Annotated in this window: 13 protein-coding genes; 4 read left to right on the forward strand and 9 right to left on the reverse strand. The window is 59.9% G+C overall.

All coding sequences use genetic code 11. The annotated features are described in order from the left end of the window. Positions 1-24: 24 nt before the first annotated feature. A protein-coding gene (locus KI614_RS13110) for an IS3 family transposase (RefSeq protein WP_226406126.1) occupies positions 25-1,268 on the reverse strand; the annotation gives its coding sequence in 2 pieces (ribosomal slippage) (positions 25-912 and positions 915-1,268; 1,242 coding nt in all). 162 nt (positions 1,269-1,430) lie between these two features. Between KI614_RS13110 and KI614_RS13115 the strand changes: the two genes are divergently transcribed. After that, complete coding sequence (locus tag KI614_RS13115) at positions 1,431-2,750, forward strand: IS4 family transposase (RefSeq protein ID WP_226404818.1); 1,320 nt, start codon at positions 1,431-1,433, stop codon at positions 2,748-2,750. Positions 2,751-2,885: 135 nt separating this feature from the next. Here KI614_RS13115 and KI614_RS13120 read toward each other — a convergent pair whose 3' ends face one another. The 4 genes from KI614_RS13120 to KI614_RS13135 form a co-directional block, all read right to left on the reverse strand. Next, a complete protein-coding gene (locus KI614_RS13120; RefSeq protein WP_226406127.1) occupies positions 2,886-4,052 on the reverse strand; it encodes a porin in 1,167 nt (388 codons plus the stop codon). A gap of 176 nt (positions 4,053-4,228) precedes the next feature. Continuing rightward, positions 4,229-5,017, reverse strand: coding sequence for an indole-3-glycerol phosphate synthase TrpC (trpC, locus tag KI614_RS13125; RefSeq protein ID WP_226406128.1), 789 nt, complete (start codon positions 5,015-5,017; stop codon positions 4,229-4,231). Further along, the gene (trpD, locus tag KI614_RS13130) at positions 5,014-6,036 is read right to left on the reverse strand and encodes an anthranilate phosphoribosyltransferase (protein WP_226406129.1); all 1,023 of its coding nucleotides are present in this window, start codon (positions 6,034-6,036) and stop codon (positions 5,014-5,016) included. The genes trpC and trpD overlap by 4 nt, the downstream gene beginning before the upstream one ends. Further along, on the reverse strand, positions 6,033-6,605 hold the full coding sequence (locus KI614_RS13135; protein WP_226406130.1) for an aminodeoxychorismate/anthranilate synthase component II: 573 nt from the start codon (positions 6,603-6,605) through the stop codon (positions 6,033-6,035). Before KI614_RS13135 ends, trpD begins: the two co-directional genes overlap by 4 nt. Positions 6,606-6,716: 111 nt before the next feature. Between KI614_RS13135 and KI614_RS13140 the strand changes: the two genes are divergently transcribed. From KI614_RS13140 to KI614_RS13150, 3 genes are read left to right on the forward strand one after another with little or no spacing between them, the layout of a single operon-like run. Continuing rightward, positions 6,717-7,727, forward strand: a complete 1,011-nt coding sequence (locus KI614_RS13140; RefSeq protein WP_226406131.1) for a glycosyltransferase family 2 protein — start codon at positions 6,717-6,719, stop codon at positions 7,725-7,727. Continuing rightward, a complete protein-coding gene (locus tag KI614_RS13145) occupies positions 7,724-9,193 on the forward strand; it encodes a glycosyltransferase family 39 protein (protein WP_226406132.1) in 1,470 nt (489 codons plus the stop codon). Before KI614_RS13140 ends, KI614_RS13145 begins: the two co-directional genes overlap by 4 nt. After that, on the forward strand, positions 9,174-9,863 hold the full coding sequence (locus tag KI614_RS13150; protein WP_226406133.1) for a phosphatase PAP2 family protein: 690 nt from the start codon (positions 9,174-9,176) through the stop codon (positions 9,861-9,863). The genes KI614_RS13145 and KI614_RS13150 overlap by 20 nt, the downstream gene beginning before the upstream one ends. Here the strand turns inward: KI614_RS13150 and KI614_RS13155 are convergent. From KI614_RS13155 to gltK, 4 genes are all read right to left on the reverse strand, one after another. After that, positions 9,855-11,177 (reverse strand): sigma-54-dependent transcriptional regulator, encoded by a 1,323-nt coding sequence (locus KI614_RS13155; protein WP_226406134.1) that lies wholly within the window; start codon positions 11,175-11,177, stop codon positions 9,855-9,857. The genes KI614_RS13150 and KI614_RS13155 overlap by 9 nt on opposite strands. After that, on the reverse strand, positions 11,177-13,108 hold the full coding sequence (locus tag KI614_RS13160) for a sensor histidine kinase (protein WP_226406135.1): 1,932 nt from the start codon (positions 13,106-13,108) through the stop codon (positions 11,177-11,179). The genes KI614_RS13155 and KI614_RS13160 overlap by 1 nt, the downstream gene beginning before the upstream one ends. Before the next feature lie 96 nt (positions 13,109-13,204). Next, positions 13,205-13,933, reverse strand: coding sequence for an amino acid ABC transporter ATP-binding protein (locus KI614_RS13165; protein WP_226406136.1), 729 nt, complete (start codon positions 13,931-13,933; stop codon positions 13,205-13,207). 24 nt (positions 13,934-13,957) lie between these two features. Beyond that, positions 13,958-14,638, reverse strand: a complete 681-nt coding sequence (gene gltK / locus KI614_RS13170; protein ID WP_226406137.1) for a glutamate/aspartate ABC transporter permease GltK — start codon at positions 14,636-14,638, stop codon at positions 13,958-13,960.

Raw genomic sequence — 14,638 nt, forward strand, 5'->3', positions numbered from 1 at the left:
ACCTGTTGCGACGGATTGGCCAGCTTAATTGCTGGCCTTCAAAGACGCCCGATGAACCTCATCGGGCGTCTTCAATTGTAGCGAGAAATGCGGTCTCTCCTGGTTGTAGATGGCGATGGATTGACTGACCATGCGGCGTGCCTGATCGAGATCGTCGGGCTGCTGGAGTAGAAACTCCTGCTTGAGAATGCCATTAACCCGCTCTGCCAAGGCGTTCTGATAGCAATCATAGCCGTCCGTCATTGAGCAGATCACCCCGTGTTTCTGATGAATAGCTTGGTACTCATTGGCGCAGTATTGGACTCCACGGTCTGAATGATGGATCAGCAGCCCATTTCCCTGACGCCCCTTTAACGCCATCTTCAAAGCCTGGCTCACCTCAGTCGTGTGCAGGCGGTCATGGACGTGGTAACCCACAATCTTGCGTGAATAGGCATCGGTAATCAGACTCAGATAGGCACTGCGCTCACGGGTAGGCAAATAGGTGATATCGGCAACCCAAACCTGCTCGCTCGCCTCGGCGCTAACCTGATCCGGTCCCGCTTTCAGCAAATTGGGATGGCGCCGGAAATGGTGGTGGCTGTCGGTCGTCTTGTGATACGCCCGCTTGGTTGGCACCAACAGGCGATTCCAACGCAACAGATCGAACAAGGCATCGCGCCCAAGGCCACGCCCTTCGGCCGCTAGCGTCGGGCCAAGCAGGTGATGTAGCTTGCGCGTCCCCAGTCTGGGCTGATGCAAGCGCTTGGCCTTTACCAACTCAAGAGCCCGTTCGTACTTGACCTCATCGTGCGCTCGACGCTGCTGCCACTGGTAATGTGCCTGCCGGCTGATGCCCATATAGTGGCAAGCCCTCGATACACTCAGTCCTTCGACGGACCTTTGCGTGAGGACTTGCCCACAGGCTTTTTTACAACGCGGACTCCGTAGTCTTTCTGCAAAACATCGATGACCGCTTCGAAGAATTGGGATTTCTCTCGGGCTTCCTTGAGTTGGACTTCCAGCTCCTTGATCCGCTGTTCCGGCGTCTGGCCCTGGCTGCTCGCTGATGATCGGGTTGGCTCACTCATGCGGCCGTATGATGCCATCGGCCCCCAGTTCTGGCGACCATGCTTGCGTAACCAAACCAAGACCGTCGATCTGCCCTGGATACCGTAACGCTGCTGGGCTTGCTTGTAGCTCAGTTCGCCTTTTTCTACCTGCTCAACAACGGCCCGTTTAAAAGCCAGCGTGTAGTCTCGCTGTGTCCTCTTAACCCCTGACTCCATCTGACTGCCCCTTTCGTTCTAGAAAAGGTGTCAACTTCATTCAGGACGGGTCAGTTTAATGAAAAAAGCCCCGGATAACCGGTAATGCCGTTCACTTAGGTGAGCGGCATTTTTCATTTTGGGGCTTGTGGACAGTTCGCCGAATGGTTAACGTGGCGAACGATGTTGTCCAGCCAGCTCTCCATTACGACAGATGTCATGCCGACGATCGGATTCGATCGTCTGGCGGCTCATTTGCCGTATGAGTGGATTGAGCAGGCGCTCAGCGCGCATGGGGTGGCGAGTGTTCGCCGCCGTCGTTTGCCGGCGGAGCAAGTGGTCTGGCTGGTGATCGCCCTGGCGTTGTTTCGTCGCCAGTCGATGGAAGAAGTACTCAGCACCCTGGATCTGGCCTTGCCCGACACCCGAATCGAGGCGGTCTGCAAGAGTGCGATCACGCAGGCGCGGGCTCGCCTTGGCCAAGCCCCGCTGCAATGGTTGTTCGAGCAAACGGCCCAAGCCTGGTGCGCACAGGAGAAGGTCGCGAATCAGTGGAAGGGACTTTCGCTATGGGCGGTCGATGGCACCACCTTTCGGGTGCCGGACAGCCCCGAGAACCGCGAATTCTTTGGTGCCCAACGCTACGCCAGCGGCAAAGTGGCCTCCTATCCTCAGGTGCGTGCCGTCAGCCTGACGGCACTGCCCACCCATCTGGTCTCGGCCATCGAGTTTGGCCAATACGGCCAGAACGAAATGCTTTACGCCAAGGCGCTGATCGGTCGGATCGAGGACCATTCCCTGACCGTCTTCGACAAGGGCTTTGTTTCTGCGGAAATATTGTTGGGCTTGAGTGCTGCGGGCACCGAGCGGCATTACCTGATCCCCGCCAAGTCCAACACGCAATACGAAGTCCTGTCGGGAACGCCCGAGGATTGTCGGGTTCGTTTGCGTATATCTCCTCAAGCGCGCGTCAAGGTCCCTGATCTGCCCGAGGCCTGGGAGGCCCGTGCCATTCGAGTCGAGTCGGCCAATGGTCAAAGCCGGGTACTGCTGACCTCATTGTTCGATCGCCGCCGCTTCAAAGCGCAGGATCTGGCGGACTGCTATCGCCGGCGCTGGGAAATTGAAACCAGCTACCGCGAGCTCAAGCAATCGATGCTGGGCGAAGCGCTGACCTTGCGCTCGCGTTTGCCCGAAGGGGTCAATCAGGAAATCTGGGGGGCCTTAATTGCCTACAACCTGATCAGACTTGAAATCGCCAAGGCGGCCACTGAAGCGCGCGTCGCTCCGACCGATCTGAGCTTCCTGCGCGCACTGCACATCATCCAGCACGAACTGATCTGGGCGGCGGGAATGAGTCCGGGGAAACTGCCGTCCCATCTGGCGCGCCTGCGTTTGCAGTTGCAGATGGCTATCGTGGAAAAACGACGGGGGCGAAAATGCCCCCGTGTCGTCAAAGCCAGACCGGCTCGTTACGCCGTTCGTCACCTAAAAGAGCCTTAACTGAACTGCATTACCGGATAACCGGGGCTTTTTTCGCCTGCAACCAGGAGGCCACCGACTCAAACACAACCTAGAACCACCAATAGAAAAGGGCGCCGAAGCGCCCTTTCTTTGCACTAACTGACTTGCGTCAGATTAGAACTGGTGGCGAACGCCAACCTGGAAGCCGCTCTGGTACGCGGTGGTACCAGTAAAGCCGCTGTTGGATGCATCGCTAACGGAAGCACCACGGGTAATGCGAACACCATTCTTGACTTCAGAATCATTGTCGATCATGGAGTAAGCGGTGTACAGGTTGGTACGCTTGGACAGGGCGTAGTCAGCGCCAACAGCGTATTGCTGAGCATTGCCACCAGCAGCGTAGTTGCCATCAGACAGCATGTAGGAGCCCTTGACGGTAACCTTGCCGATCGGAGCGCTCAGACCAACCATGTAGTTGTCGATCTTGATGTCAGCATTAGCTGCAGTCTGGTCAACAACATTGTTGGAGTACAAAGCGTGAATCTTTACAACCTTGGCATCAAAAGTACCACCGAGGGTGATGTTCTGAACGCTCTTGGTTGCTTCAACAGTAGCAGCAGCACCATCAGAAGCTGCTTGGATCAGGTGGTAGTTCAGGCCGACGTTGATCGGGCCATTAGCATACTGACCCAACAGGGCGTACACAGTGTTGTTCTGGGAATTGTCAGCGGTATTTTCGTTACCGATAGCATTGTTGGAGTAAGCACCGGTCAGGGTGAAGCCACCAAAGTTCGGGGAAACATAAGCAACAGCATTATCAACACGAACCGGCTGCAGCAGAGCATTTACATCACCGCCATAGACGTTAACGAACTGACCAACGGTACCAGCACCGAACGGGTCGATGGAGGAAACGAAGGACCAATGCGGGGTGTACAGACGGCCACCAATCAGGGTACCGAAGTTGCCGGTCAGGCCGACATAAGCTTGACGGGTGAAACCGGTAGCAGCACCCAAGTTGGTGGAAGCACCAGCGGTGTTGGAGTTACCCGGGGTAGCACCGGTATCACCATTGAAGCCTTGCTCCATCAGGAAAACAGCCTTCAGGCCATTGCCCAAATCTTCCGTGCCCTTGAAACCAAGGCGATTACCAGCAGACTGGCCACCGTCGATACGGCTGGAGCTGTCAGCAACACCACGGTTAGCACCGGCAGCCTTGCGAGCATCGGTACGATAGCCGTAGCCGTAGTCCAGGGAGCCGTAGATGGTGACGTTGGATTGTGCGAAAGCGGCGGTAGAAGCCAGGCCAGCAACAGCCAGAGCGATAATTTTCTTTTGCATCTTGAAAATCTCCTTAGTGGTTAGTTTTTAATCTGATCTTGCGAACTGATTAAGCTTTACCTCTCGGATATGAGAAGTTGGGCTTGATTGTCGCAAAGAGCGGAAGACTGTAGCAACGGCTGTTTGAAGTGCCAGCCTGCTTACTTGGCATTTTGTTGTTTCGGCGCAACACCCACTCAGGAGAAGAGCCGCGCCAGTTCGACACCAGGCTCAGGTGCCCGCATGAAAGCCTCGCCGACAAGAAAGGCGTCAACCTTATTGGCTCGCATCAGGGCCACATCTTCCGGTGTGACGATGCCGCTTTCGGTAACCACGATACGCCCCTCGGGAATGCGCTCAAGCAAACCGAGTGTTGTATCCAGCGTCACATCGAAAGTTCGCAGGTTGCGGTTATTGATGCCCAGCAAGGGCGTTTCGAGTTGCAGCGCGGCATCCAGCTCTTCGCCGTTATGCACTTCGACCAGCACGGCCATACCGTAGCGATGCGCCAGCGCTTCGAGTGATTTCATTTCAGCCAGCGTCAAGGCTGCGGCAATCAGCAGGATGCAATCCGCCCCCATCGCACGCGCCTCAACCACCTGATAGGCGTCGACCATGAAATCCTTGCGCAACACCGGCAAGGCACAAGCGGCGCGCGCTGCCTGCAAATACGCCGGCGCGCCCTGAAAATACTGTTTGTCGGTCAGCACGGACAAGCAGGCTGCGCCATGCTGTTCATAACTGCGTGCAATATCGGCTGGATGAAAGTCCGGACGAATCACCCCTTTGGAGGGACTGGCTTTCTTGATTTCAGCAATAACCGCCGGTTGACCGCAGGAAATCTTCCGGCGAATCGCCCCGACAAAATCGCGCGGCTCAGCCTGGGCTGCGGCTTCTGACTCAAGGACAGCAAGGGGTTTGAGCGCAGCAGCGACAGCAATTTCTTCGTGCTTCGTTGCGATGATCTTGTTGAGAATGTCGCTCATGCAAATTGCCTGCTTGTTTTGATGAATGCTTCAAGACTGCCACGAGCGGCCCCGGAGGCGATCAGTTCAAAAGCTCGCTCCACCCCTGCGGCCAGGGTTTCAGCCTGCCCGCAGACATAAATGCTGGCACCGGCATTCAGGGCCACGATGTCGCGCGCCGCACCGGGCTGATTGTTCAGCGCGCCGAGCAGCATCGCCTTGGATTCTTCGACATTGGCGACCTGCAGACTGCGCGGGTCGTGCACCGGCAGGTTGAAATCTTCCGGATGAACCTCGTATTCGGTTACGCGGCCATCTTTCAACTCACCAATCAGAGTGCGACCTGAAATCGAAATTTCATCCAGACCTTCGCGCCCGAAAACCGTCAGCGCCCGCTGGCTGCCCAGGCGCTGCAATACGCGCACCTGAATCCCGACCAGATCGGGGTGAAAAACCCCCATGACCTGGTGCGGTGCGCTAGCCGGATTGGTCAGCGGCCCAAGGATATTGAATAGTGTGCGTACGCCCAGCTCACGACGAACCGGTGCGGCATGCTTCATCGCACTGTGGTGATTTGGGGCAAACATGAATCCGACACCGGTTTCAGCCAGACACTGCGCCACTTGTTCCGGCGACAAGCTGATATTGACGCCGAGCGCCTCCAGCACATCGGCACTGCCTGACGAACTGGAAACCGAACGGCCCCCGTGTTTCGCAATGCGTGCGCCGGCTGCGGCGGCAACGAACATCGCGGCGGTGGAAATATTGAAGGTATGCGCCCCATCGCCGCCAGTGCCACAGGTATCGACCAGGCGACTGGTATCAGCCACGTCAACCTTGGTCGACAATTCGCGCATGACCGTCGCCGCGGCCGCAATTTCGCCGATGGTTTCCTTCTTGACACGCAAACCGGTGATGATGGCCGCGATCATGACGGGAGAGACTTCTCCGCCCATGATCTGGCGCATCAGCGAAACCATTTCGTCATGAAAGATTTCGCGATGTTCGATGACGCGCTGCAGCGCTGCTTGCGGGGTCATTGCTTGTGTTCCTCAAGGAAATTTTTCAGCAGATCGTGGCCACGCTCGGTCAGGATCGATTCCGGATGGAACTGAACCCCCTCGACGGCCAGCGTCTTGTGGCGGACGCCCATGATTTCGCCGTCATCGGTCCACGCCGTGATTTCAAGACAATCCGGCAAGCTCTCGCGCTCGATGGCCAGCGAGTGATAGCGGGTGCAGGTCAGCGGATTCGGCAGCCCTTTGAAAACACCCATATCTTTATGGTGGACCGGGGAAACCTTGCCGTGCATCAGTTGCTTGGCGTGCACAATCTTGCCACCGAAGGCTTCGCCAATCGACTGATGACCAAGGCAGACGCCGAGCAGCGGGATCTTGCCGGAAAACTCGCGAATCGCGGCCAGCGAAATGCCCGCCTGGGCCGGCGCGCAAGGGCCAGGCGAAATCACCAGATAGGCGGGATTGAGCCGGGCAATCTCGGCCACGGTAATGGCATCGTTGCGATAAACCTGAACATCCTGCCCAAGCTCGCCGAAATACTGGACGATGTTGTAGGTAAAACTGTCGTAGTTATCGATCATCAGCAGCATGCTGTTGATTCCTTGCTTGTTTTGTCAGCCCCGAATTCTACATTAAAGGACTGCACTGAGCCGGGGCTGGGGTTTTCGATTAAAATGCGGCCTTTCCCGCCGGATAGTCCCATGAGCGCCGCTATTTCCATTCCCCCGCACAGCCTTTCCATCGTCGTTCCGTTCTACAACGAGGAAGACAACATTGCCCCGCTGGTCAAGCGCGTGCATGAAGCGCTGGAAGGCTACGATCATCCTTGGGAACTGGTGCTGGTCGATGACGGCAGCAGCGATGCCACCGTCGAACGTGCCCTGCAATCGGCCAAGGAATATGGTCCGCACGTGCGCATTGTCGAACTGACGCGCAACTTCAAGCAGACCGCCGCCATGCAGGCCGGCATCGATGCGGCGCGCGGCGACGTGATCGTGACGATGGACGGCGATTTGCAGAACGACCCGGTCGACATCCCGCGCATGGTCGCCCGCCTGATCAACGAAGACCTCGACCTGGTCGCCGGCTGGCGCCAGAACCGTCAGGATGGCCTGTTCCTGCGCAAGATTCCGTCCAAGATCGCCAACAAGCTGATCGCCCGGATGACCGGCGTGCATCTGCGCGATTACGGCTGCAGCCTCAAGGCTTTCCGCGGCAGCGTGATCAAGAGCGTGCGCCTGTACGGCGAAATGCACCGTTTCATCCCGGCCTGGCTGGCTACCGTAACGACACCGCGCCGCATCGCCCAAGAACCGACGACACACCATGCTCGCACCGCGGGCGTCTCGAAATACGGCATTTCGCGCACTTTCCGCGTCATTCTCGATTTGATCGCCGTGTACTTCTTCATGCGCTTCCGCGCCCGCCCCGGCCACTTCTTCGGCGGTATCGGCCTCGGCCTGACCGGCCTTTCCGGTCTCGTGCTGGCCTGGCTGGCCTGGGTCAAATTTGGTCTGGGCGAAGCCATCGGCGGCCGTCCGCTGTTGATCGTCGCAATTGGCGGCCTGATTGCCGGCGTGCACTTCATCACCACCGGTGTGCTGTCCGAACTGCTGGCCCGCATCTACTTCGAATCCGGCACCATCCGCTCTTATTCGGCTCGCCCGGAACGAGCACTGGCGGCTGACGAAGGCTGGCACAAGGCAACGTGAATAGCGCGGTCGACGCCGGATTTGCAAACAAATCCGGCATCAAGCTACTCGTCGGCCTCGGCCTCATCCTGATCGCCTGGCGCTTCTGGGTCGTCTCGCAACTCGGCATCACGCTGTACATTGACGAAGCGCAATACTGGACCTGGGCCCAGCACCTCGACTGGGGCTATTTCTCCAAACCACCCGGCATTGCCGCACTGATTGCCGCCTCAACCGCCCTGTTCGGCGACGGACTGCTCGGCACCAAGGCGCTGGCCATGCTCTGCTACCCGGCTGCGGCCGCCGCCTGCTGGGCCATCGCCCGTCGTCTCTACGACGAACGCACGGCATTCTGGTCAGCCATCGCCGTGCTGACCCTGCCGATGTTCTCCTGGCTCGGCCTATTCGTTTCAACCGATGCGCTGCTCACCCTGTTCTGGACGCTGGCCCTGCTCGCCTACCTGCGCGCGCTGGACAGCGATGCCTGGAGCGACTGGCTGCTACTCGGCGCCCTCTGCGGCCTCGGCCTGCTCTCGAAATACACGATGGCCGCCTGGCTCGGCGCCGCCTTCCTGCACCTGCTTGCTTTCCATCGCCCGCGCCTGGCCTCGGCCAAACCCTGGCTGGCAGCCGGACTGGCGCTGGCCATCCTGTCGCCGAATCTTTACTGGAACGTCGCCAACGATTTCCCGACACTGAAACACACCGCCGACATCACGCTCAACAAGAAAGCCGGCGGCGGCTTCAAGGCACTGGGCGAGTTCTGGGCGGCACAATGGATTTCCTTCGGCCCGATCCTCGGCAGCGTATTTTTCATTCTGCTGGCGCAAGTCCGCCAAAGCTGGCGCGATGACCGGCCACGCCTGCTGCTCTGGTTCGCACTGCCGCTGTGGATCGTCGTTTCAGCCCAGGCCATGAAGAGTAGCGCCAACGCCAACTGGGCCGCGCCGGCCTTCGCCCCGGCTGCGATTGCCGCCGTCGCCTGGCTGCTCCAACGCAATCGGCAACGCCTGCTGATCATCGGCCTGGCGATCAATATTGCCGTGGTCGGGCTGGTCTATTACTGGCCCCAGGTGCTGGCAACATTCGACGTCCAGAATCCGGCCAAAAAGAGCCCCTTCAGCCGGGCACAAGGCTGGGACGAATTGGGCCGCCAGTTGCATCCGCTGCTCCAGGCCAATCCCGACGCCGTGCTGATCGCCGACAACCGCACCCTGCTCGCTCACATGCTCTACGAATTGCGCGACCTCAAACCGGCCGCTGCCAGTTGGAACCCGAGCGGCATCGCCAGCGACCATTACAAGCTGACCACCGATCTGCGCCCGTGGATCGGCAAGAATGCCATCTTGATCACCCAGGACCCGGCCGACCAGATTGCCAGCCGCTTTGCCGCGGTCGACAAGCTGGCGACACTGAAAGCGCCGCTCGATAGCCAGACAACGCGCGATATGGATGTTTACCTGCTCCGTGACTTCAAGGGCTACTGAACTTCGCTTCGCACTGGCCGCATTCGGCCTGCTTGCGGTGCTCTTCATCGCCGTACCGCAGATCGATCTCGCGGCCAGTGCGCTGTTTTATCGCGGTAACGGCCTGTGGGCGCTGAATCGCGAGGATCTGTGGCTGGCCATTCCCTATCGCGGGCTGCCGTGGCTCGGCCAGGGCTTGCTGGTGTCTCTGCTGCTGCTTTGGCTGCTCGGCTTCTCAAAGCGCTTCCCGGCCATCCGGGCGCGCCGCCTGACTTACGGATTCTTACTCGCCGGCGCACTGGCCGGGCCGATCCTGCTGGTCGACGCAACGCTCAAGGAGCATTCCGGACGGACGCGGCCGGTCAATATCGAGCAGTTCGGCGGCAACAAGCAATTCACGCCGGCTTTCATCCCGGCCGACCAATGCCAGCAAAACTGTTCGTTTGTCAGCGGCCACGTCGCCACGGCTTCGTTCATCATGGCCTTCGGCTGGCTCAGCGCGCCGGCCGTGCGGCGTCGCTGGCTGCTCGCCAGCCTGGCGTTCGGCGGCGTCTTCGCGCTGGTTCGCATGGTGCCGGGTGGCCATTTCCTGTCCGACACCCTCTTTGCCTGGTTTGCAACCTACTTCAGCCTGTGGCTGACCGAGTGGCTGTTCGGCAAGCTTGGCTGGCTGCCGCGGCGCTCAGATTAGGCCGTATTTCTTCAGCTTGTCGTGCAGCGTCGTGCGCGCCACCTTGAGCGCCTCGCTGGTTCGCGCAATATTGCCTTCCTGGCGCGTCAGTTCATTGGCGATCAACACCCGCTCGTAGTTTTCCACGGCTTCGGTCAGCGACTGCGCGGCACCACTGCCGCCCAGTTCGACCTTGTCGCGCCCGATACCCAGCGCATGGCAGTCGGCGGCGTTGCGCAATTCGCGGATATTGCCCGGCCAGTCCTGTGCCATCAGCTTGCGTAGATGGGCCGAGGTCAGTTCCGGCGGCGGCCGGTTATAGCGCTTGGCCGCCTGGAGCAGGAATTCATCGTAGAGCGCCGGAATGTCTTCGCGCCGCTCGCGCAGCGGCGGCAGTTCGATGCGTACGACGTTGAGGCGGTAATACAGGTCGGCGCGAAACTTCTGCTGGTCCGACAACAGCTTGAGATCTTCCTTGGTCGCGGCCACAACGCGGCAAGCCACCGGGATCAACTGATTCGAACCGAGACGTTCGACGACCCGCTCCTGCAACACACGCAGCAACTTGATCTGCATCGCCATCGGCATCGATTCGACTTCATCAAGGAAGAGCGTACCGCCACTGGCGTATTCAACCTTGCCGATGCGCCGTTTTTGCGCGCCGGTAAACGCACCCGGCTCATGGCCGAACAATTCGCTGTCGAGCAGGCTGTCGGCCATGCCGCCGCAGTTCAGGGCCACGTAGTTTTCCTGGCCGGGGCGCGACAGATCATGCAGGCAGCGGGCGACCATTTCCTTGCCAGTCCCCGTTTCGCCGAAAATCAGCACGTCGACCGCGGCATCGGCCACATCGAGGATCAACTGGCGAACCTTGGCCATTTGCGGCGAGCGACCGATCAAGCGGGCCTCGAGATCATCACGGTGATCAAGACGGCGGCGCAGCGACTCGACCTCAAGCACCAATTCGCGCTTCTCCAGCGCCCGACGCACCACCTCGACCAGATCGCCGGTCGAAAACGGCTTCTGCATGAAATCGTAGGCCCCGGAGCGCATCGCCTCAACCGCCAGGGTCACATCACCATGACCGGTAATGATGATCACCGGCAAATCCGGCGTCAGTTGGTTGACCCAGCGCAACAAGGCCATACCGTCGATGCCGGGCAAGCGCATGTCGGTGACGATGATGCCGGGAAAATCGGCATCGATCCGGCGCTGCGCTTCTTCGGCCGAAGCCACGGCCTCGACAGCGATGCCGGCCAACTGCATGGCCTGTTCGCAACCCAGGCGAACATTCGGATCATCTTCGATCAGCAGGACGGAAAGTTGCGGTTTCATCAATATTCCTCAGCCACAGAATCGCCGGAAAACGCCGGCAACAGAACGACAAAGCGCGCCCCGCCGCCAGGTGCTGGACCGGCCATCAGGTCACCCCCGAAGTCGCGCAGGATATCGCGTGAAATGGCCAGCCCGAGGCCCAGCCCCTCGCCGGGTTGCTTGGTTGTGAAAAATGGCTCGAACAGATGTTCCAGCGCCGCTTCGGTAAAACCACTGCCGCTGTCACTGACGGCCAGCGCCAACTGCCCGGAAGAGGCGCGCTCGACCGAGAAGCTGAGGCGTCGCTCCGGCTCGTCGGCCATCGCATCGATCGCATTGCCGATCAGGTTGACCAGCACCTGCTGCAAACGATTCTGGTCGCACCAGGCGATCCATGAATCCGGGCCAAATTGGCGGTCGACCGCGACATTCTGCTTGCGCAGGCGCTGCTCGAACAAAAAGAGCGCGCTATCGACGGCTTGCCGCACGTCCACCGCGGCCGGCACGGCCGGCGATTTGCGGGCAAAGGTCTTGAGCGGCGTGATGATGCCGCCCATCTGCTCGGTCAGTTGCCCGACGATGCCGAGGTTCTTTTCGGCCGTCGCCATATCGCCGCGATGCATGAATTCGACGGCATTGGCCGACAAGGTGCGAATCGCCCCGAGCGGCTGGCTGAGTTCGTGCGTGATGCCGGTCGCCATCTGGCCGAGCACGGCGAGCTTGCCGGCCTGGACCAGCTCGTCCTGCGCGGCACGCAGGGTTTGCTCGGCGCGCTGACGCTCGGCGACTTCGCGCTGCAGCCGCGTCACGGCGTCGGAAAGATCGGCCGTGCGCGCCTCGACATTGCGCTCCAGCTCCTGGTTGGCCTGCTCAAGCATGGCTTGCGCCTCTTCCCGCCCGCGCTGCAAGCGCCGTCGCTGATTGAGATAAAGCAACCAGAGCAGCAGGCAGCCACTGGCTGCCGTGGCCAGCGCGGCATGCGTCGAGGCCTGGATCATCACCGGGCGCAAATCCGAAAACACCACGATGCGCCAGGCCGTGCCGGGCAGATGGCGACTCAGCGCCAGATAGGAACGCGCCCCCTGCAGCGGGCCGTTATCCGGTTTCAAGTGTTTTGAAAGACGAACTACCGTCCCCTCCTGGGCGGCATCGATCGCAATATCGAGCGAGGTCGTTCCCAGCGCCTGACCGGCGAACTGCTCGCGGCTGACCTTGGCCAGCACATCGGGCGACTTGGGCTGGATCGTGGCATAGCGCCATTCCGGCGGCGAAGCGAGCAGGACGATGCCGTTGTTGTCGACAATCAGCGCCGGCGCCTCCTGCGCCAGCCAGCGACGCTCAAGTTCACGCAGGCCCGACTTGACGACGGCAATGCCGATCACCTTCCAGTCATTCAGCTCATCGCGAATCGGCAAAGCAAAGTAATAGCCGACTTCGTTGCGCACGTTGTCGACCGCGTAGTGCCGCTCCGGCATGCCGGCCACCGCCCCCTTGAAGAAAGGCATGTAGGACAGGTCGGCATCAAGCATGTTGCGCGAAAAAATCCAGTCGCTCGATGCGACCACGCGACCACGCGTATCGAGCACGAAAATCGCCGGGCCACCGAGATGGTCATTGAGTTTCTGGAGGAAACGATTGGCCGCCGGCTGCAGCACGTCCTGCCTTTCCTCCGGCGCACGCAACAGGGCCAGCACATCGGGATTCAGTTCGACGGCGCTGGGAATCGACGCGTGCCGGGTCACTTCGCTATCGATCGCCGCCGCCAGCACATCGAGCTGGTGGCTGGCTTCGTCGCGCATCTGGCGAAACCCCTGACGTTCGGAGGTTTGGTAGGCCAGCAAGGCAGTCAGCAGGAAAAGGACCAGCATCGCCGCCACGCCCAGGGCGCGGTGTGGCCGTTGCAGGCTGACCGGAATGCTCGGCGGGGAATCAGTCATGGAATGGGCGGCCATCGGAAGGCCTCATTGTAACCGTGGATTTTTGCCCGGAAACGCGGTTGACCGCGATGATTGCCGCGACCGGAACAAATCGGGTCGCGGCGGCCATGATCAGTGCTGCAGGATCTTGGCGAGGAACTGCTGGGCGCGTTCGGAGCGCGGGTTGGCGAAGAAGGCATCCTTGCTGTCGTCTTCGACGATACGGCCGTGATCCATGAAGATGACGCGGTGCGCGACGCGCTTGGCGAAGCCCATTTCGTGCGTCACGCACATCATGGTCATGCCTTCCTGCGCCAGCTCGGTCATCACGTCGAGCACTTCGTTGATCATTTCCGGGTCGAGCGCCGAGGTCGGCTCATCGAACAGCATGCAAATCGGGTCCATCGCCAGCGCCCGGGCAATCGCCACACGCTGCTGCTGGCCACCGGACAACTGGCCGGGGAACTTGTGGGCATGCGCCTTGAGGCCAACGCGGTCGAGCAGTTTGAGGCCCTTGTCCATCGCCTCTTCCTTGCTGCGCTTGAGCACCTTGATCTGAGCAATCGCCAGATTCTCGGTAATGCTCATGTGCGGAAAGAGTTCGAAATGCTGGAAGACCATGCCGACGTGGGAGCGCAGCTTGGAGAGATTGGTTTTCGGATCGCCGACCGAGGTGCCGTTGACGATGATTTCACCGGACTGAAACGGTTCGAGGCCGTTGACGCACTTGATCAGCGTCGACTTGCCCGAGCCGGACGGGCCGCAGACAACGACCACTTCGCCCTTGTTGACCGTGGTGCTGCAATCCTTGAGGACATCGAAGGTACCGTAATTCTTGCTGACATTTGCAATCTTGATCATGGAATGACTCCTTGAGGCGGGCCGTCAGGCCGGATGATATTTTTTCTGGAGATGCTTCACGAGTTGCGAAGCAGAGAAGCAGATAACGAAATAGACGAGGCCGGCAAAAAGCAGCATTTCAACCAGTCGACCGTCGCGATCACCCACCTTGTAGGCAGCGCCGAAGAAGTCGGCCAGGGCCGAGACATAAACCAGCGAGGTGTCCTGGAACAGGATGATCCCTTGCGTCAGGAGCAGCGGCACCATGTTGCGGAAAGCCTGCGGCAGGATCACCAGGCGCATCGCCTGGCTGTAGGTCATGCCGAGCGCGTAGGAAGCGCCGATCTGGCCCTTCGGCACGCTCTGGATGCCGGCCCGGATGATTTCGGAGTAGTAGGCCGCCTCGAACAGCGCAAAGCCGATCATCGCCGAGGTCAGGCGCATGTCGGTGCCGCTCGGCAAACCGAACAGTTGCTCAAGCGCCTTGGGCACGATCAGGAAGAACCAGAGCAACACCATGACCAGCGGCACGGCGCGGAACAGATTGACGTAACCGGCGGCGAACAAGGAAACCGCCTTGATCGGCGACAGACGCATCATGGCCAGCAAGGTGCCCCAGACAATGCCGATGACGACGGCGAGCGCGGTAATTTCCAGCGAAATTTTCATGCCGTCCCAAAGGAAGGGCAAGGCGCCGGGAATCGAAGACCAGTCGAATTCGTACAT

The sequence above is a fragment of the Dechloromonas denitrificans genome, assembly GCF_020510665.1.
In the GTDB taxonomy this organism is placed as follows: Bacteria; Pseudomonadota; Gammaproteobacteria; order Burkholderiales; family Rhodocyclaceae; genus Azonexus; species Azonexus denitrificans_B.

What these genes read in the sequence shown, in the direction of transcription:
- KI614_RS13115 (WP_226404818.1), top strand. Translation starts at nt 1,431, where the DNA reads ATGTTGTCCAGCCAGCTCTCCATTACGACAGATGTCATGCCGACGATC.
- KI614_RS13120 (WP_226406127.1), bottom strand. Translation starts at nt 4,052, where the DNA reads ATGCAAAAGAAAATTATCGCTCTGGCTGTTGCTGGCCTGGCTTCTACC.
- trpC (WP_226406128.1), bottom strand. Translation starts at nt 5,017, where the DNA reads ATGAGCGACATTCTCAACAAGATCATCGCAACGAAGCACGAAGAAATT.
- trpD (WP_226406129.1), bottom strand. Translation starts at nt 6,036, where the DNA reads ATGACCCCGCAAGCAGCGCTGCAGCGCGTCATCGAACATCGCGAAATC.
- KI614_RS13135 (WP_226406130.1), bottom strand. Translation starts at nt 6,605, where the DNA reads ATGCTGCTGATGATCGATAACTACGACAGTTTTACCTACAACATCGTC.
- KI614_RS13140 (WP_226406131.1), top strand. Translation starts at nt 6,717, where the DNA reads ATGAGCGCCGCTATTTCCATTCCCCCGCACAGCCTTTCCATCGTCGTT.
- KI614_RS13155 (WP_226406134.1), bottom strand. Translation starts at nt 11,177, where the DNA reads ATGAAACCGCAACTTTCCGTCCTGCTGATCGAAGATGATCCGAATGTT.
- KI614_RS13160 (WP_226406135.1), bottom strand. Translation starts at nt 13,108, where the DNA reads ATGGCCGCCCATTCCATGACTGATTCCCCGCCGAGCATTCCGGTCAGC.
- KI614_RS13165 (WP_226406136.1), bottom strand. Translation starts at nt 13,933, where the DNA reads ATGATCAAGATTGCAAATGTCAGCAAGAATTACGGTACCTTCGATGTC.
- gltK (WP_226406137.1), bottom strand. Translation starts at nt 14,638, where the DNA reads ATGTACGAATTCGACTGGTCTTCGATTCCCGGCGCCTTGCCCTTCCTT.